The following is a 17117-nucleotide window of genomic DNA, read 5'->3' as shown; positions in this document are numbered from 1 at the left end:
AGCTTGATCGCAAATTCGCTTGCCTTGCTTGACGTCCTTTTGCACTCTTGGGGGAAGGAGACCAACGCATGAAGATCATGACTGTCGCGTGTGCGCTCGGAACCGCCCTGGTGCTGTGCAATCTCGGGATATCGGATGCCGAAGCCCGGGCGCGGAAGGCGCGAGTGGTGGATGAACAACGGCTGAGGGTGGATGTCCCCGTGCTCCGGCCGACGCCGTGGGATTACAATATCGTTCCACGCTATCGTTATCGCCCGGAAGACGACCGGGTCGATCCCTACGGCCCGCCCTTGGTATCGTCATATGTCCGCTACGAGGGATGGCGCTGGCCGTACTGGTGGTGAAGGCCACCGACGGACGCGGAATTGATTGGCTCCTGTAGCCCGGATGAGCGAAGCGATATCCGGGACGTTGCCGCAGCATTCCCGGATGTCGCTTCGCTCATCCGGGCTACGCTCCTTTGCTAGTCGCCGTCCTCCGCGGCGAGCCGCACAAACTGCCGCTTCATCGCGTTGACCCTGGCGACATAGCTCGCGACGAGGTGATCGCCGCAGCGTTCGTCGGCGGCCATTTGAAACTTGCGGCGTGCGAAGGCCGTTGCGGGGCCTGCGCCGCAGAGATGGATGAAGGCGGCGAGATCCTGCCTCTCGCGTGCACTCGCCTTCACATCGCCCGCGCGGGCGAGAACATCGGCGAGATTGCGGTCGAGATACACCGATGCCAGCTCGATGGCGTGGCTCGGAATCGCGCGGCTATAGAGGAAGGTCGAGCCGCAGCCGGCCTCCGTGACCGCGTTGCCACGAACGCAGAACCGCGCGGCGTCAGCAAAGGCTGCGTCCAGCATCTGGAAGAGGCCGACGGCGCTCGATGCGGGCCGATAGATCGCGAGCGGATTGAAGCTCCATCGCCAGCGCCAGTAGGTGCGCGCGAGCGGATTGCCCGATGTCTCGACCTGCGCCAGCGCGGCCAGCAATTCCGGCGTGATCGTCGCGGTGGAATGCTTGCGGAACAGCGGCCCGTATTGCCGCCACGTGTCCGATGGCTCCTTGTCGAGCGCATGGCCGACTAGGACGAACAGCTCGGTCGGCTTGCGCACCGTTTGATAGGCGATGTTCACGAGGACGAGGACCGCAAGCAGCATCGCCGCGCCGCCCGCGATCCGAACCATCCGCGGTGCGCGGGCGAAGGTCTTTCGCATCGATCGCGCGCTACGCCGGAGCTTGCGAAGGCGAGGGAGGGGGCGCTTGCTTTGTCCTGGCATCGGTCTTCTGGGAGTGCATTGCGGAGGCTTTGTACCTGGTTAACGCTGTCACCAGGCCTTGAAATCCGGCTTCTTTTTCCTCTGGTCGCCTGTTTTCAAGTCGCCGCTCCGTACTCCCACGGCAGCTCGAATCCTTGATGGAAATAACCCGAGGTTGTACTGTGCGCCGCAGCAGGGTTAATTTTGTGTGAATGGATCGGCTGGAATGACCGTAATCGAAAGCGTGGTGCCGGCGGAAGCTGCGGAGCGGAAAATGCCGCCGGGCGTACTGGTCGAAGGTCCCGTGGTCGACGCCAAGTTTCGCGATTCCTACATCTCCTTCGTCATCATGATCGGTGGGTCGATCGCGGCGCTGGTCTGGGCCTTCTGGCAAGGCATCGGCTGGGTGGAGGTTTCGGTCTTCGCCGGCACGTTCGCGCTTTCCACGGTCGGCATCGGCTTCATGCACCGCTACTTCGTGCACCGCAGCTTCCGCTGCGGTCCGGTGATGCGGACGCTGTTCGCGGCCATCGCCACCATGGCGGTGCAGGGCTCGATCCTGAAATGGGTGAGCAATCATCGCCGGCATCATCTTCACTCCGACAAGCCCGGCGACGTCCACAGCCCTTACTATGACGGCGACGGCAACCCCTATGTCACCTTCGCCAAGGGGATGATGCATGCGCAAGGCGGCTGGGTGTGGGACCAGGCCACCACGGATGCCGAATACTACGCCAAGGATATCCTGGCCGATCCGATCGCCATGTTCTTCACCAGGACGCGCTGGTACTGGTACGCGCTCTCGGCAGTGATTATTCCGGGCGCGATCGGCTACGCGTTTGGCGGCGTGCACACGATGACCGGCTGCATCCTGTTCTCCGGCCTGTTCCGCAGTTACCTCATGACCATGGCGACATCACTGGTCAACTCGGTCTGCCACAGCGACGGCCGCTACGGCTACCGCCGCTTCGATCTCGACGACGGCACCACCAACGAGTTCGTGACCACGATCCTCACTTTCGGTGAAGGCCTGCACAACAACCATCACCGGTTTCCGCGCGACGCCTACATTTCGCACGCCTGGTACGAGATCGACATCAACGGCCTGATCATTTTGGGACTCGGCAAGCTCGGGTTGGTGCAGGACATTTTCTCTGCCGGAAGCCGGACGCTTCGCTCGGGAGATCCGGACGGCGGAAAACGTCCAGTGGCAGATACCGAAGCGATGGTCTGAAGCATACGGGCTCGGTGTTCCACTACGCCAAGGGATTCGGCCACACCAATCTGGTTGTGTGGTGAGGCGGTTGGCTCACTGGCGCGGGCGCTTTGATGACCCACGGGGCACAAAGTTAGGCCGATGAACTATCTGGATCTCATGGACGACCGACGGCCACCGGCGCCCTCCAACGCCATCCGTGCGCTGGAGCAACACATCGGTGCGCCGTTGCCCGCGCCCTACAAGGAGCTACTGGCGCAATCGGACGGCGGCGGCTTCGACCGCTGCGGCGTCGAGCTGCCTTGGCGCAACGACCGCACCGTTTTGGACGTGCTGTTCACGACGCATCCGACCGACAGCTACGGCGTCATCGACAATTACGATGTGTATCGGGGCATGAATCGAATTCCCCGACTGAGCTGCCCCTTCGCTCCCGATCCCGGCGGCGACCTGTTCCTGCTGAGTCTGGAGGAGGACAGTTATGGCCAGGTCTTCTACTGGGATCACGAGCATGAACCGGTGGACGGTGGCGACATGTTCGCCGATTTCCCGAACACAAACGAACTCGCGCCCGATCTTGAAACCTTCATTCTCGGCTTGGGAGAGGGGTGAATGGATATGCAGCCGTTCGGGCGGATTGAGCCCTTGCGAAACCCATCATGATCGCGTGGGGCCGAACGACAAAAGGGCGGCCATAAGCCGCCCTTTTGGTTTGCGCGTCATCCGTCGGATTTCGCTTAGCCCTCGATGATATAGACGATCTCGTGGGTGTGCGGACGAAGAATGACGTACCTGCCGTGCACCAGAATGAACTCGTATCCGCGCCACTCCGGATAGATTTCGACGATGCGGCTCGGGATCGCATGATAACGAACGCCTGCCGGGACGGTGGTGCCGATCGAGATGTTGAAGTTCACGTTGGTGACTTCCTCGACCTTCTCCTGCTTGATGGCCGAAGTGATCTGGGTACGCTTTTCGGCGGGAGGCGCCGCGACCGCCGTGGTAGCGGCATTGCCGGTCGTCTTGCCCTCGGGCGCCGAAGGCTTGCTCTCGGCGGTCGGGGTCTTCACGTCCTTCGACGTGGTGGCCGAATCGGGCGCCTTGGTCATCCCATTCGCCTTCATCTCGCCGGGCGTCTTGCTGTCGGCAGTCGGCTTCGAAGTGGTGGCCGGGGCCATTGTTTCCGTGGTCTTCGCCTTGCCATCGGCCTTGACGTCGCCGGAGTGCTTTGCGTCAGGCGCGCCCTGTGCGTGCTGCGGCGTTGCCGCTGCCGGCGAGCCGTGCGGTGCCGCGGTGGGGGCGTCCTTTGCTGTGGGCGCATTCATCGGTGCCGCGGTTTCGGCTTTCGGCGAAACGGCAGCGGGGGACTCCGCACCCTTGGCGCCGCCCTGATTGACGCCTTGAGCCATTGCAGTGCCGGTCGCAGCGAACAACGCCACAACGGCGACGGAAGCCAGCAAAGTATGTTTCATCTGATCTCTTTCAATTCATTTGAATATGATGCCGACGAACGTCAGCCACGGGAACGAACGGTCTCGACGGGCTGCAGTTCCGATTCTATTTCTGGTTTAACGACGATTGATGCCTCGACATCCGAAAAAGCTGCAAAATAGATGAGTCGGCGATAACAAGAGCTTTGCATCCCGCGTTGGCTTGGACGCGACCGATGAATTTCAAACATAAGTTGTGATCGGAAGGAACTCTTGCTCGATGAGGCTGTTGTGTCAGTGATCCCCGAGCGTTGCGAGATCGAACCTCCGATCCTCGCCTGAGTTAAAGACCGCAGTCGCGTTGTGAGTGCGACTCGGCGCGAAGCGTCCTCCGTGCGTATCAACCGGAAACCTTCATGAACAACCCCGATGTTCGCAATGCCATTCAGATCGACCGCGGCTCCAGCCTGGCGATCTCTCATGAAATAGCAGACCGCCTTCGGATCAGGCTTCGGGGTGAGCACGACCCATTACCGCGACATTTGACGGCCCTGGTCGACCGGATTGCGCAGATCAGCAGCCATTCGAACCAAGTGATCGAGGTCACAAAATGAGAATGTCCGGCGAAAGCCTTTTGGTGGTCTTGTTTGTCGGTCTCGTCGCCGGCTGGCTGGCGGGCCAGATCGTCCGCGGGACCGGCTTTGGGATCATCGGCGATATCATCATCGGAATCCTGGGCGCGTTTGTCGGCAGCTGGTTGTTGCCTCAGCTCGGCGTGCATCTCGGCAGCGGCATGATCAGCGCGATCGTCAACGCGACCGTAGGCGCGGTCCTGCTGCTCCTCGTCGTCCGGCTGGTGCGCGGTGGTGGTGGATGGGGAAGCAGCTGGCGCGGCAGCTGGGGCCGGCGTTGGTGACCCTTGCTCACGCAGCCGCATCAGGCGCCGGTGAGACGCCCGCGGCAAAGACGCTCGTGATGACCTCCGGATCGGATCCAGCATGTTAGACTTTTCAAATGCATCTTTTACGCCTGAAACCATCGGCATCATGAAAACTGCGCTGGACACGGCGGTGGCGTCACTGCCGGCCCCGGTCAGCTCCGCGCATGTCCGGTCGATCGCGGAAACAATCCTTCGCACAGCGAAGGAGGGCGAGCGAGACCCCGCTGTCCTGGAGCGCATGGCGTTGATGGAGCTTCAGATCTCGCCGCGTGATTGATGCCGGTCCGCGAGCGTGCGTGCCGGCGCAGAAGGGCTCGCGTTCATTGCCGTTCCCTGATGTTTCGATGGAACTCTGGGGCGGCGGAAGCATTCATCTCTGCCGCTATCACGCGGCTCCTGGAGAATCCCCACATGATACGTCATTTGTTGATCGGCGTTGCCGCGTGCGCAATCGCGGCAATGTCGACATTTTCCGCTTCTGCCATGCCCCGCGTTGCGGCTGAGACGTTGGTCGCTGGCTCCGACAGTCCGGTGATTCTCGCGCGCGGAGGACATGGCCACGGTCACATGGGACGTGGCGGTCGCGGTCATCACTACGGCTGGAGCAGGGGCCGTCATCGCGGTTGGCGCTAGCCGCACCAACGCAACATCCGGGGCCGCCTTCGATTGGCGGCTCCGTAACGTCAGCTCATCCGCCCCGCGGGCTCACCAATCCGGATCCCCATAGTAGGGATCGACCATATAGGGCGGGGGCATCCAGGGCCCTCGCGACGGCCGGGGTCGCCGAGGTGCGGCCGCTTGCACGTGGGGCCGTGCGGGCGCAGCGGTCTCGTTGGTGATCACGCTACGCGCGGCGGGTTTCGCGGACGCAGGTGCGGATGACGATGCGGATGACGTCGTCAGCTCCTTTTGCAGCGCCTGGACCTGTGCGGCGAGGCGCGCATTGGCCGCCGCATCCTTCTCCTGCGCCGCCTTGAGCTGCTGAATGGTGTCGGCCTGCTCGCGCAGCGTCTGCTCGTTGCGGCTTTTCAATTGCTCGAGCTTTCCGTTGATGTTCGCAAGCTCGCTGGTGATGGTCTTGAGCGATTGCGCGAGATCGGACGACGAGGGGTCGGGCGTCGTGGCGCCCGTTGTTGGAGCGTCGGGTCTTGAAGCGTCAAACCCTGCATTGCTCTCCGTGTCCTTGCCGGCCGGCGGCGCGGGCACCGTGCCGGGCTCATCCGCGGCAGCCAGTTGCACCGCCGGCGGTTGCGCCGGAGTTTCAACCGCGGACGTTTGGCGAGGCTCAGTCGCGGCCGGCGGAGCCCATCGCGCCATGATCGATTTGGTCATAGACCTGGCCCGATCGCTGTATTGCGAAGCGAAGGCGGCACCGAGAATGCCGATCGCCAGCACGAGGCCGACCAAAGCGCGCAGCATGGGCCGATCTCCCCTCAGGCCTTGACTGCGAACCCTGCCATCCGGCGCCGGCGCCGTGCTCTTGAGAGTTTTGGCCTCGGGAGCCTTGTCCTTGGGAGTCTCGACAGCCTCCGCACCGGCGCTTGCTCGCGAGGCCGCTGGGATTTCGCTGCCGCGTTCCATTCCGGAAACCAGCCGGTCCAGCCGCGCAAGGTCTTGCTCCGCGCTCTTGATCCGATCGTAGGCCCGCGCCAGCCCGCCATCGGCGCGCCCCTCGTCCGGCTTGGGGGCGTCTGGCTTGTGGTCGTCAGGTTTGGGGTCGTTCGTCTCGGGCACCGATGCGCTCTCGCTTCCGTCGGGCGTCAATGGAAGTGTGGCAGTCCGATCGGAACGATAGGTCTCGCCGTCATCCAACACAACGCGCGTCCGAAGGAGAAATTATGGCGAGGCCTCGGGGTGGGGCGGTCGCGGGGTATGCAACGGGCGCCCTTGATCTGGATCAAGCATGCGGCGCCCGACCGTCGCCACCGTGCAGACATTCATCGGAAGGAAAACATGGTTCAGACAAGAGCGATCATCCTTGGTGCCTTCGCGGCCCTGCTGTTGGCCGTCCCTGCCAAGGCCCAGGTGCTGGTCGACGTTTCCAAAATCAGCTGCGACCAGTACATCACCCAGCGCATTACCCACATGCAGACCGTGAACGTCTGGCTCGCCGGGTTCTACGCCGGTCGCCGCAACAATCCCGTCGTGGACACGCAAGCGCTGAACAAGAACGGCAACAAGCTCTCGCGCTTCTGCGAGTCGCATCGCGAGATGCCGCTGCTGGAGGCGGTCGAGGCCAATACGAAGTAGGGGCGGGGCCGCCCAGCCTCGGAGTGCGGCAGTCCTATCGCCGGAAGGAGAGGTTGCGCCGCTGTCCCCCCAACGCGCGTGCGAACGAGAAATTATCGCGGGCACGGGGGTGGGGCGTGGCATTGCCGAACCGGCATGCGTCGCGAGCGTCAGGTACATGACCGAAAGCGGTGTGGCTCCCGCTCATGCCCTATGTAGGTAAAGCGTGACACTTTCGCTGTCTCGTTATGAACCGGCCGCCAGATCGCAAGGGCCCGCATTGTTCTAAATCAACAAACCCGCTCATTAGCGAATTGCGCTGACGCACCGTCCCAATCCAGGAAGGAGAGTGGACATGTCGCGCCGAACCATCGTTTCACTTACCGCATCCGCAATCATTGGCATCGCCTGCATCGTGACTGTTTCGACTGACGCCTTCGCCTATCGAAGAGGCGTCGGGGTTGGTCGGGTTGGTGTTCATCACGGCGGTGTCTATCGCGGTGGCGTCTATCGTGGTGCAGCCGTGCGCCGCGGAGTTGCCGTAGGCGTCGGAGCTGCTGCGGTTGGTGCGGCAGCTTACGGAGCTTACGGAGCCTACGGCGGCTATCGCCGCTGCGGCTACGAACCTTACCCGCCCTGCTACTAGCCGGTCTTGTAGCCGGTCTTTGCGCAGCGGCCAGAGCACCGTCGGTCGGCTGTGCGCGGAGCACCTCTCTCCGAGTGGGGAGAGGTGATCCGAGTTCCGGGCCCGCACACACGCGATCCGAGCTGTGCTCGCTTCACCGTGCGTATTGGCGTCTGTTGCTCGACAGGTCGACTTCTAGCGAGGCGCACGTGCCATCTTCGCCGGCCGCGACCAAGAGACGTTGAACGCCGACAAATCTATCCATGCGTGCAATTGGGCAATCGGGAAAAAGCGGCAAAACTGCGGCTGTCAAGGATACATCAGAGTAGAACGGAGCTTATCCCCGTAATAAACCCGATGCTGTTAAGGGTTCGGGGTGCGTATGGGAGATCAATAATGGCAAATGTCGAACAATTGCGCAGGCGGGACGGAGTAAACTTGGTCCAGCTCGAGGAGGACATTGCATCGATACGCTCGGGAAGCTCTCTTGCTTCCATTGCTCTGCCTGATTACGTCGAGCACACCGCGGGCGTGACGCGCGTCGGCGCGCTCAGTGCAGAGGCGGTCGTTCGGGACTATGAGTCCGCTGCAAAAGAGATCGAGGCCATGGGCACCGAGTTGATCGACGCCGCGCAAAAATGCGAGGCGCTGACTGCCCAGGTCCATGATGCGATCGCCTTCATGCGAGAAACGGCGGCGGAGTATCGTGAAGAGGGTCGGAAGATCTTCAAGCGCATCGAAGAATGCGCGCTGTTCACCGAAGACGTCCGCAAGACATGCGAACAGGTCAAGCGCAGGATGGTCGACGTCTCGCTAGGCTCATCGTCCAACGAGGAGTTCGCACCGCAACAGCCCGAGTTGAGCGGGATCGCCGCCAAGGTGTCGATGAGCGAGATACGGTGAGGCGGGCGTAGATAGCGCGTAGGCTGGGTTGAGCTCTAGGTCGTAGGATGGGTTGAGCCCTTACGAAACCCTTCATCTCTCGCCGATCGAGCGGTGATGGGTATCGCTTCGCTCCACCCATCCTACGAGCTGGAGCCAACAATCAATAGCGACCGCCGTGGCCCTTTTGCTGCGTGATCCAGTCCGACAATGTTTTCGGTGTCGATTTCGCAGTCCGGCCCGGTGATGCCTTCGGATTGTCGCGAACGCCTTTCGTCGTACGGGTGCGCGGCGCTTCCGTTCCGTTGACGCCCTTCCGGCCAGCGATCGATGCCTCCGCGGCTTCCTTCTCCAGGCGCAACTGTTTCAATCGCGCCATCTTGAGGCGCTCTGCCTCGACTTCGGGCCGTTCGGCAAGCTGCGGCTTGTGTTGAGCGACCTCCGCCGGGACGATGACACCGATAATGGTTGTCTCGCCGAGCGCCTTGCAGGCTTCGAGCCGATGCAGTCCCTCGACCAGAACGAGGCGGTCTCCGTCGAGCCGGACGGAAATGGGTTCCTGTTGTCCGATGTCCAGCATACTTTCAGCGATCTCCCCGACGATCTCGGGCTTGATGGCTTTCTTCTGCTTCGTGGGAACGAAGATCTTCTCGATCGGGAAGCTTTCCGGTTTGGGCATAATCTGACTCCGCTTCTACCGGGCCCGCCGGAACCGATGCCGGTGAGGACGAGAGTTTAGGAGGGAAGGGCTCGACCGCAAAGGCAATTCGGCGGCAGGGTGTTGATGAGCTCGTAGGATGGGTTGAGCCCTTACGAAACCCATCCCTTCTGTCGATCTGGCGGCGATGGGTATCGCTTCGCTCCACCCATCCTACGGGCTGCACTCCAGCCATCCTGCGAGCTACAGTTAGCGGTTCAATTGATCCAGGTGGACACGCTTGCCGACGCGGGCCTCAAAGGCATCGACAATATGCTCCCATCGGTTAGAGCGCATCAGGCTCGAAGGATTATACGCCATGGCGCGACCAACGAACGGCATGTCGTCGTCCTGGTAAATATAGAAGTCTAGCCCTTCGTAATTGCCGATCATGCATAGCTTCTGAGGATTCACGTCGCCCAAAGCGATGTTCCACTCGACGTAGCTATCCTTCGATTGGTGGTGCATCCACTGCAATATCTTGAATGGATTGACTGGCACCACGACATCAGCCAACGCCATTAATTCACTGGAAGTCTCGGCCGGATAGCAGTGCAAATGCACTGCTACAGGGGTGTCCCGCAATGCTTCAAAAAGTGGAAAGAAGTCTAGGTCCTTCGTCATGATGTGGGCTTCGGACATGTGGCCAGACGTTGCATGTTTGAAAACGTCGATTGCGAGTAAGATGTCGACGCCTTTTTGACGCAGCGTCTTGTTTTGTCCCCGCGTCAGCCCCTCTCGAACGTGCATAAAAGGCGTGCGATTAACCAGCTCGAATTGTTCTCGCTTGCGTTTCACTCGTCGTTCGTATTCCTCGCCAGATTCATTGTCCTTTTGGGCGGGCAAAGCATCGTAGTAAAAGGTTCTTTGATGCCCGCCAGCGATTGCCCGGTAATCGATTTTGTTACGACTGAGGTCGATCGCGAAATATTCGGATGTCTTCCGCACCATTGCGTCGATAAAGCCACCATCAACAAATGCATATTTTGTCACGGCTGCTGTATCCCTCGATCTGCCGCCTCCGCGGGCTCCAAGTGTCCCAAAGCTCATTTCAACCAGGTTCAGAAGTAGTTATCGATAGAAAACCATAAGTTGCAAGGCGACAATGAAAAAAGGGCGGCCTTCTGGCCGCCCTTCGTAGATGCTCGAGGCAAATCCGGGCTCAGCAATCCTAGCTGTCTAGCCCCTCACGAACACCCCGTCGTGCTTCCACACGTATCGCACTTCATACAAGTACCATTCCGCACCAGCGTGAAGTTGCCGCACTCGCTGCACATCTCGCCCTCATAGCCCTTGGCTTTGGCTTCCGCGCGGCGCTCGGCCTTGCTGGGCACCGCGACTTGCGCGCTGCCGGCCTTGCTCCACTGCAGGGCTTCGAGCTTCTCGGTGGGCGAGAGGTCGTGGGTCACTTCCTGCTTCAGCGCGACCGCGCCTTCCAGGACGTCGCCGGCACGGCCTGCGCCGTGGGAGGCGAGCGAGGTGACCTTGCTTCCGCCGGCCGGTGCGCTGTCGTTGCCTTGGGCGACCGCGGTCGAACCGCCGCGCATCACCACGAGGTTGTCGGTGCGGGAGCGGGTGAGGCCGCGCGACACCAGCTTGGAGGCGCGCTGGCCGTGATCATCAGGCTCCTTGCCCTCCTCGACGCCCTTGCCGAGCACGTCGAACCCGGTCTCGCTGGGATCGACATGGGCGAGGTCGAAGCGGCTGAGATAGCTCACCGCCAGCTCGCGGAAGACGTAGTCGAGGATCGAGGTCGCGTATTTGATGCTGTCGTTGCCCTGCACCGGGCCCGCCGGCTCGAAGCGGGTGAAGGTGAAGGCATCGACATATTCGTCGAGCGGCACGCCGTACTGGAGGCCCAGCGACACTGCGATCGCGAAGTTGTTGATGAAGGAGCGGAGTGCCGCGCCTTCCTTGTGCATGTCGATGAAGATCTCGCCGATGCGGCCGTCGTCATACTCGCCGGTGCGCAAATAGACCTTGTGGCCGCCGACGACCGCCTTCTGGGTGTAGCCCTTGCGGCGATCCGGCATCTTCTCGCGCTCGCGCATCACGATGATGCGCTCGACCAGCTTCTCGACGATCTTTTCCGAGACCTGGGCGGTGCGTGCCGCCATCGGCTTGTCGTAGAGGCTCTCGACCGCATCGTCCTCGTCCTCATCGTCGGCGATGAGCTGCGAGTTGAGCGGCTGGCTGAGCTTGGAGCCGTCGCGATAGAGCGCGTTGGCCTTGAGCGCCAGCTTCCACGACAGCATGTAGGCGGACTTGCAGTCCTCCACGGTGGCGTCGTTCGGCATGTTGATGGTCTTGGAGATCGCACCCGAGATGAAGGGCTGCGCCGCCGACATCATGCGGATGTGGCTCTCGACCGAGAGATAGCGCTTGCCGACCTTGCCGCAAGGGTTGGCGCAGTCGAACACCGGATAGTGCTCGGCCTTGAGGTGCGGGGCACCTTCCACCGTCATCGCGCCGCAGATGTGGACGTTGGCCGCCTCGATCTCGCGCTTGGTGAAGCCGACGGCCTGGAGCAGGTCGAAGCCGGGGGCCGCGATGGCCTCGGCACCGATGCCGAGCTGGTCGCGGATGAAGTCCTCGCCAAAGGTCCATTTGTTGAAGGCGAACTTGATGTCGAACGCGGTCGGCAGCGCCTTCTCGACCTTGGCGATGGCTTCGTCGGTGAAGCCCTTGGCCTTCAAGGTCGAGGCGTTGATGCCGGGCGCGTTGGAGAGCGAGCCGTGGCCGACGGCGTAGGCTTCGATCTCCGCGATCTCGCTCTCGCGATAGCCCAGCGCGCGCAGTGCTGCGGGGACCGCACGGTTGATGATCTTGAAGTAGCCGCCGCCGGCGAGCTTCTTGAACTTCACCAGGGCGAAGTCGGGCTCGATGCCGGTGGTGTCGCAATCCATGACGAGGCCGATCGTGCCGGTCGGCGCGATCACCGTGGTCTGGGCGTTGCGATAGCCGTGCTTCTCGCCGAGCTCGAGCGCCGCATCCCAGGCCGCTTGCGCATGGGTGACGAGGTCGGTCTGCGGGCACGACACCAGGTCCATCGGCACCGGGTTGACGCTGAGCCCCTCGTAGCCGTTGGACTGGCCATGGGCGGCGCGGCGGTGGTTGCGGATCACGCGCAGCATGTGCGCGGCGTTCTTCTTGTAGCCGGGAAAGGTGCCGAGCTCGGCCGCCATCTCGGCCGAGGTCTTGTAGGTGATGCCGGTCATGATCGCGGTCAGCGCGCCGGCGATGGCGCGGCCTTCCTTGCTGTCATAGGACAGACCCATGGTCATCAAGAGGCCGCCGATATTGGCGTAGCCGAGGCCGAGCGTGCGGAACTCGTAGGAGAGCTCGGCAATCGACTTCGACGGGAACTGCGCCATCATCACCGAGATTTCGAGCACGATGGTCCAGAGCCGGCAGAGATGCTCGTAGCCTTCGACGTCGAAACGCTTGGAGGGGATGTCGTAGAACGTCAGCAGATTGGCGGAGGCGAGGTTGCACGCCGTGTCGTCCAGGAACATGTATTCCGAGCACGGATTGGAGGCGCGGATGTCGCCGGACGCCTTGCAGGTGTGCCAGTCATTCATGGTGGTGTTGAAGTGCAGGCCCGGGTCGGCCGACGCCCAGGCGGCGTAGCCGATTTTTTCCCAGAGGTCGCGCGCCTTCAGCGTCTTGGTGATCTTCTTCGTGGTGCGTCCCACGAGATTCCAGTCGCCGTCGGTCTCGACCGCGCGCAGGAAGTCGTCCTTCAGCGACACCGAATTGTTGGAGTTCTGCCCCGAAACCGTGAGATAGGCTTCCGAATCCCAGTCGGTGTCATAGACGTCGAACTGGATGTCCTTGTAGCCCTGTTTTGCAAATTGGATGACCCGCTTGATGTAGTTGTCGGGTACGAGGCTGCGGCGCGCCAGCTTGATCTCGCGGCGCAGCGCCGGGTTCTTCTCGGGATCGAAGCAATCGTCGCCCGAGCCTTCGCAATTGACGCAGGCCTTCAGCACCGCCTTGAGGTGCTTCTGGTTGATCTTGGATCCGGTGACGAGAGCGGCGACCTTCTGCTCCTCCTTCACCTTCCAGTCGATATAGGTCTCGATGTCGGGGTGATCGACGTCGACGACGACCATCTTGGCGGCGCGGCGCGTGGTGCCGCCCGACTTGATCGCGCCCGCGGCGCGGTCGCCGATCTTGAGGAAGCTCATCAGGCCGGACGAGCGGCCGCCGCCGGAGAGGCGTTCGCCTTCGCCGCGCAGGCGCGAGAAGTTGGAGCCGGTGCCGGAGCCGTATTTGAACAGGCGCGCTTCGCGGACCCAGAGGTCCATGATGCCGCCCTCGTTGACGAGGTCGTCACCGACGCCCTGGATGAAGCAGGCGTGCGGCTGCGGATGCTCGTAGGAGGATTTCGACCGGGTCAGCTTGCCGGTGAAGGGGTCGACGTAATAATGGCCCTGGCCGGGACCGTCGATGCCGTAGGCCCAGTGCAGACCGGTGTTGAACCATTGCGGCGAGTTCGGCGCGACCATCTGCATGGTCAGCATGTAGCGGAGCTCGTCGTAGAAGGTCTGGGCGTCCTCGTCGGAGGAGAAGTACTTGCCCTTCCAGCCCCAATAGGTCCAGCAGCCGGCGAGACGGTCGAACACCTGCTTGGCCGAGAGCTCGCTGACATAGCGCTCTTTCTCGGGCAGGAGGGCGAGCGCCTCGGTGTCGGGAACGGAGCGCCACAGGAAGGAGGGGACGGACTCTTCCTCGACCTTCTTCAGGCGCGCGGCAACGCCGGCCTTGCGGAAGTACTTCTGGGCGAGGACGTCGGAGGCGACCTGCGACCACGCGGTCGGCACCTCGACATTGTCGAGCTTGAACACGACCGAGCCGTCGGGATTCCTGATCTCCGACGTGGTCAGCCGGAAATCGATGCCGGCGTAAGGTGACTGTCCCGAAGTGGTGTGGCGCCGCTCAATCCGCATGGTCTTGCCCCGTCCTATCTTTGACCGGACCGCCTCCGTTCAGGCGTGCCGGGTCATCATTTCATTTCGCGGTGCTCGAGGCCGCCTGGCCCTTGGCATCGCAGCTCAGCCGGTAGACCCGGCCCGTTTTCTCCCGACGCGATTGCTCGATGCGCGCACCGATCATCCGCCGGCACGTCCAGACCCATCCGCCCCAAAGGGATGAGCCCGACATGCGTTCAACGCCCCACAACGTCACGTCTTCAACCATTGCCATCCGGGCCTGTTTCCAGCCCGTTCAGGCGCCCGAAAAGTCCGCTCTCGCCGGGCAGACAAGCCCGTATCCCGCTGCCCTTGTCTGGCTTGGCGGAGTGCTGTTTTGCAGACCCTTTGGGGGAGTGCCGGCGGGACGCAAACACACTCGCGCCGAACGGATCGAAAACTAGGACTCTCCGTTACGCCCGTCAAGAACTAGTGCGAGTTCCTGAATCAAATACTAAATATGGTGGATTGTGGGGGATAACAGGGGGCAGGCCCGCGCCTGTTGTTGAGCCAAGTATCAGTGAGTCCTCAGGGATTCCCAACCGAAAAAATTTGCATCTTGGGGGGCCGCTGAGGCTTCACCCCGCTGTTCACAGGGCAGGTATATTTTTGAATCGCGGGCTTGCCTCGGGGGGACTCACGTAGGGCTACGGAAGGTGAGGGCAGGCATGCCCGCCGGGGTGGTGGTGGGAGGCGCGAATCCGCGCCAAGCTGCCCTCGATTTTGCCGGACTACCCATATGCTTGATTCGACTCGGCCGGTGCTGCGAGCGCGCATCGCCCCGGCCGGCCTGATATTCCTCGCCATCACCTCGGTGGGCTGGGGTTTCAATTGGCCGGTGACGAAATTCCTGCTCTCCGAGCTGCCGCCGCTGACCTTGCGCGGGGCGACGGGCGTGCTCGGCGCGGTGCTGCTGGCGGCGCTGGCACTGATCCGCGCTGACAGCCTCAGCGTCCCGCGCGCGATCTGGCCGCGCCTCGTGACCGCCGCGATCCTCAACGTCACCGGCTGGATGGTGCTGATGGGTCTGGCACTGCTGTGGCTGCCGGCGAGCGAAGCGGCGCTGATCGCCTACACCATGCCGGTCTGGGCCTCGCTGATCGCCTGGCCGGTGCTCGGCGAGCGGCCGACCTTGTTGCGCACCATCGCGCTGGTGATGGCCTTTGCCGGCCTGGCCTCGATCATGGGCGGCAACGGCTTTGCCGCCACTGCGGACAAGCTGCCGGGCATCGTTATGGCGCTGTGCGGCGCGCTCGGCTTCGCCGCCGGCACGGTGTTTTCGAAGAAGTACCCGATCCGACTGCCGCCGATCACGGCCGCGGCCTGGCAGATCGGGATCGGCTGCCTGCCCATCACGATCATCGGCCTCGCCATCGAGACCACGCATCTGGAGCTGGTGACGCCCGTCGGCTGGTGGCTCCTGGTCTATTCGACCGTGGTGCAGTTCTGCATCGCCTATGTCAGCTGGTTCGCTGCCCTTGCGCGCCTGCCGGCCTCCGTCGCCGCGATCGGCACCATGGCGGTGCCCGTCATCGGCGTCGTGGCGTCCGCGATCGCGCTCCACGAGCCGCTGGGGGCAGGGCAGATCGCCGCGCTGATCTTCACGCTGGCGGCCGTGGTGCTGGCGACGCGGTAGGGCGTATATTCATGAGCGGCTGGCCGCCTGGACTTCCGGTTCATCGTCAACATCGGCCGGAGAGCGGAAGGTCTCCGAGCTCGCAGATGGGCCAAGAGCCGACCTGCCTTGCGGGGGATTGTCTCTACCAAATCGGTTGGCGAACTCTACGACCGCTGCTGCAACATCTTTACGCCTGGCGTCCGTGCGTGTGAATCCCAGCGGTCCTGTGAACCTGATAACCACCTTTTCAGGATTGGATTTCGGCCGAGCATCGGTCGTCCAAGATAGCTCTCCGGCCCGGACCTTGACAACATCGCGACTGGTGCACGCGGACTCGATCGATGAGAATATCTGCTTTGCTTCATCGACCGAAAGCTTCATCGATTGACACTCACCAGCGCCGACCGACACAAGGGTCAAACCAGACCGTTCGACGCGGAAGTACAGCCCATTGGTCAGCGTGACTTTTTCCTCAGGTCCCAGCTCGGCGCCAATACGGGCCAGCGCTTGAGACCCAACTCGCGACAGGAGCCGTCCCAACACTTCGAAAAAGACTTTGATCTTTCGGTGATCATTCATGGGTCGGGCGCCATCGTACGTGGTCCGATGGGGGGACAAAAGCAACTCGCCATTGGCAAACAGTACAACATCCGCTTCGGGTCAGCATACGAACTCAACTGAGCAAATCTGGTCCGCCATGCTTCGGGGAGCGACCTCCTGGAGGGCTGCCGCCATCTGCAAACCTTCTCAGAAATACTACGTCTTTTCTTTCTACCCCGGGAACGAGGTTTCGGAGAGCGTTCTAGCGAGATATATCTCAAGCCCGACCAGAAGCGGTATTCCCGCGCCCCAAATGTAGCTCAGGCCACGCATTGTTGCCTCCGTCAGGATAATTTTGAGCCGCTGCTTCGGGCAGTCTTCCAGGCCAAGGAAGCGGCCACGACAAACGACACAAAACAGAACGCGATCACCCCCAAAGCGCGGACATCGCGGCGCGGCTCGTTGAGCCACACGAGAGCCGCCAGGCAAAGGAGCGCCGGGACCGCGCAGGCTTGTGTTGCGATATACCGACGCCTCAGCGCCAATGGCGCGCGGTCCCCCCAGATAAACGCCTCAACCTGAAACTTGCGAGAAATTGCGTCCGTCCGGGGGAGGCACGACCTATCTAGCTCTGCCACGATGGATTGAAATCCCCATCCGGCAATGCCCAGCAGTGAAAGTCCAAAAAAGAGTAAGAACAGCGACACTTCACGTGTCTAGCAGCTTC

At 62.1% G+C, this 17117-nt stretch carries 18 protein-coding genes; 10 read left to right on the top strand and 8 right to left on the bottom strand.

The window, feature by feature from the left end; genetic code table 11:
* Positions 1-68: 68 nt before the first annotated feature.
* The gene (locus IVB50_RS23330) at positions 69-344 is read left to right on the top strand and encodes a hypothetical protein (RefSeq protein WP_027517656.1); all 276 of its coding nucleotides are present in this window, start codon (positions 69-71) and stop codon (positions 342-344) included.
* 119 nt (positions 345-463) lie between these two features.
* Here the strand turns inward: IVB50_RS23330 and IVB50_RS23325 are convergent, their stop codons facing one another.
* Entirely contained in the window at positions 464-1261 is a 798-nt protein-coding gene (locus IVB50_RS23325) for a transglycosylase SLT domain-containing protein (RefSeq protein ID WP_026232751.1), read from the bottom strand.
* Positions 1262-1466: 205 nt separating this feature from the next.
* On the opposite strand from IVB50_RS23325, the gene IVB50_RS23320 reads away from it, so the two are divergent.
* Positions 1467-2474, top strand: a complete 1008-nt coding sequence (locus IVB50_RS23320; RefSeq protein WP_018454517.1) for an acyl-CoA desaturase — start codon at positions 1467-1469, stop codon at positions 2472-2474.
* 123 nt (positions 2475-2597) lie between these two features.
* Positions 2598-3068, top strand: a complete 471-nt coding sequence (locus IVB50_RS23315; protein ID WP_018454516.1) for an SMI1/KNR4 family protein — start codon at positions 2598-2600, stop codon at positions 3066-3068.
* Positions 3069-3193: 125 nt separating this feature from the next.
* Here IVB50_RS23315 and IVB50_RS23310 read toward each other — a convergent pair whose 3' ends face one another.
* The gene (locus IVB50_RS23310; protein WP_018454515.1) at positions 3194-3928 is read right to left on the bottom strand and encodes a DUF1236 domain-containing protein; all 735 of its coding nucleotides are present in this window, start codon (positions 3926-3928) and stop codon (positions 3194-3196) included.
* Positions 3929-4302: 374 nt separating this feature from the next.
* On the opposite strand from IVB50_RS23310, the gene IVB50_RS23305 reads away from it, so the two are divergent.
* From IVB50_RS23305 to IVB50_RS23295, 3 genes are all read left to right on the top strand, one after another.
* Entirely contained in the window at positions 4303-4500 is a 198-nt protein-coding gene (locus IVB50_RS23305; protein WP_018454514.1) for a hypothetical protein, read from the top strand.
* Positions 4497-4802 (top strand): GlsB/YeaQ/YmgE family stress response membrane protein, encoded by a 306-nt coding sequence (locus tag IVB50_RS23300; protein ID WP_026232750.1) that lies wholly within the window; start codon positions 4497-4499, stop codon positions 4800-4802. Before IVB50_RS23305 ends, IVB50_RS23300 begins: the two co-directional genes overlap by 4 nt.
* 82 nt (positions 4803-4884) lie before the next feature.
* Complete coding sequence (locus tag IVB50_RS23295) at positions 4885-5103, top strand: hypothetical protein (RefSeq protein ID WP_007609614.1); 219 nt, start codon at positions 4885-4887, stop codon at positions 5101-5103.
* 428 nt (positions 5104-5531) lie between these two features.
* On the opposite strand, the gene IVB50_RS23290 is transcribed toward IVB50_RS23295, so the two are convergent.
* Positions 5532-6560, bottom strand: coding sequence for a hypothetical protein (locus IVB50_RS23290; RefSeq protein WP_026232749.1), 1029 nt, complete (start codon positions 6558-6560; stop codon positions 5532-5534).
* 219 nt (positions 6561-6779) lie between these two features.
* On the opposite strand from IVB50_RS23290, the gene IVB50_RS23285 reads away from it, so the two are divergent.
* The 3 genes from IVB50_RS23285 (at position 6780) to IVB50_RS23275 (ending at position 8583) form a co-directional block, all read left to right on the top strand.
* Entirely contained in the window at positions 6780-7076 is a 297-nt protein-coding gene (locus IVB50_RS23285) for an HdeA/HdeB family chaperone (RefSeq protein WP_245313402.1), read from the top strand.
* Between the two features lie 334 nt (positions 7077-7410).
* Positions 7411-7701: a hypothetical protein gene (locus IVB50_RS23280; RefSeq protein ID WP_085353546.1), complete on the top strand. Its 291-nt coding sequence runs from the start codon at positions 7411-7413 to the stop codon at positions 7699-7701.
* Positions 7702-8118: 417 nt separating this feature from the next.
* Positions 8119-8583, top strand: a complete 465-nt coding sequence (locus tag IVB50_RS23275; RefSeq protein ID WP_018454509.1) for a hypothetical protein — start codon at positions 8119-8121, stop codon at positions 8581-8583.
* Between the two features lie 142 nt (positions 8584-8725).
* Here IVB50_RS23275 and IVB50_RS23270 read toward each other — a convergent pair whose 3' ends face one another.
* The 4 genes from IVB50_RS23270 to IVB50_RS23255 form a co-directional block, all read right to left on the bottom strand.
* Positions 8726-9241, bottom strand: coding sequence for a ParB N-terminal domain-containing protein (locus IVB50_RS23270; RefSeq protein WP_018454508.1), 516 nt, complete (start codon positions 9239-9241; stop codon positions 8726-8728).
* A gap of 228 nt (positions 9242-9469) precedes the next feature.
* Entirely contained in the window at positions 9470-10252 is a 783-nt protein-coding gene (locus IVB50_RS23265; RefSeq protein WP_157642915.1) for an NYN domain-containing protein, read from the bottom strand.
* Between the two features lie 194 nt (positions 10253-10446).
* Positions 10447-14211 (bottom strand): vitamin B12-dependent ribonucleotide reductase, encoded by a 3765-nt coding sequence (locus IVB50_RS23260; protein WP_018454506.1) that lies wholly within the window; start codon positions 14209-14211, stop codon positions 10447-10449.
* Positions 14212-14272: 61 nt separating this feature from the next.
* Entirely contained in the window at positions 14273-14467 is a 195-nt protein-coding gene (locus IVB50_RS23255; RefSeq protein ID WP_026232747.1) for a hypothetical protein, read from the bottom strand.
* A gap of 504 nt (positions 14468-14971) precedes the next feature.
* On the opposite strand from IVB50_RS23255, the gene IVB50_RS23250 reads away from it, so the two are divergent.
* Positions 14972-15868, top strand: coding sequence for a DMT family transporter (locus IVB50_RS23250; RefSeq protein WP_018454504.1), 897 nt, complete (start codon positions 14972-14974; stop codon positions 15866-15868).
* Positions 15869-15877: 9 nt separating this feature from the next.
* Here IVB50_RS23250 and IVB50_RS23245 read toward each other — a convergent pair whose 3' ends face one another.
* Complete coding sequence (locus IVB50_RS23245) at positions 15878-16429, bottom strand: hypothetical protein (protein WP_157642914.1); 552 nt, start codon at positions 16427-16429, stop codon at positions 15878-15880.
* Positions 16430-17117 lie beyond the last annotated feature (688 nt).

It is taken from the genome of Bradyrhizobium sp. 87, assembly GCF_023073015.1.
GTDB classification, from domain to species: Bacteria; Pseudomonadota; Alphaproteobacteria; order Rhizobiales; family Xanthobacteraceae; genus Bradyrhizobium; species Bradyrhizobium canariense_D.
This window is presented reverse-complemented; position numbering and strand designations above follow the sequence as displayed.

Excerpts from the sequence above, each read along its gene's own strand:
- IVB50_RS23330 (WP_027517656.1), top strand. The coding sequence starts at position 69 with ATGAAGATCATGACTGTCGCGTGTGCGCTCGGAACCGCCCTGGTGCTG.
- IVB50_RS23325 (WP_026232751.1), bottom strand. The coding sequence starts at position 1,261 with ATGCCAGGACAAAGCAAGCGCCCCCTCCCTCGCCTTCGCAAGCTCCGG.
- IVB50_RS23320 (WP_018454517.1), top strand. The coding sequence starts at position 1,467 with ATGACCGTAATCGAAAGCGTGGTGCCGGCGGAAGCTGCGGAGCGGAAA.
- IVB50_RS23315 (WP_018454516.1), top strand. The coding sequence starts at position 2,598 with ATGAACTATCTGGATCTCATGGACGACCGACGGCCACCGGCGCCCTCC.
- IVB50_RS23310 (WP_018454515.1), bottom strand. The coding sequence starts at position 3,928 with ATGAAACATACTTTGCTGGCTTCCGTCGCCGTTGTGGCGTTGTTCGCT.
- IVB50_RS23305 (WP_018454514.1), top strand. The coding sequence starts at position 4,303 with ATGAACAACCCCGATGTTCGCAATGCCATTCAGATCGACCGCGGCTCC.
- IVB50_RS23300 (WP_026232750.1), top strand. The coding sequence starts at position 4,497 with ATGAGAATGTCCGGCGAAAGCCTTTTGGTGGTCTTGTTTGTCGGTCTC.
- IVB50_RS23295 (WP_007609614.1), top strand. The coding sequence starts at position 4,885 with ATGTTAGACTTTTCAAATGCATCTTTTACGCCTGAAACCATCGGCATC.
- IVB50_RS23285 (WP_245313402.1), top strand. The coding sequence starts at position 6,780 with ATGGTTCAGACAAGAGCGATCATCCTTGGTGCCTTCGCGGCCCTGCTG.
- IVB50_RS23280 (WP_085353546.1), top strand. The coding sequence starts at position 7,411 with ATGTCGCGCCGAACCATCGTTTCACTTACCGCATCCGCAATCATTGGC.
- IVB50_RS23270 (WP_018454508.1), bottom strand. The coding sequence starts at position 9,241 with ATGCCCAAACCGGAAAGCTTCCCGATCGAGAAGATCTTCGTTCCCACG.
- IVB50_RS23260 (WP_018454506.1), bottom strand. The coding sequence starts at position 14,211 with ATGCGGATTGAGCGGCGCCACACCACTTCGGGACAGTCACCTTACGCC.
- IVB50_RS23255 (WP_026232747.1), bottom strand. The coding sequence starts at position 14,467 with ATGGCAATGGTTGAAGACGTGACGTTGTGGGGCGTTGAACGCATGTCG.
- IVB50_RS23250 (WP_018454504.1), top strand. The coding sequence starts at position 14,972 with ATGCTTGATTCGACTCGGCCGGTGCTGCGAGCGCGCATCGCCCCGGCC.
- IVB50_RS23245 (WP_157642914.1), bottom strand. The coding sequence starts at position 16,429 with ATGAATGATCACCGAAAGATCAAAGTCTTTTTCGAAGTGTTGGGACGG.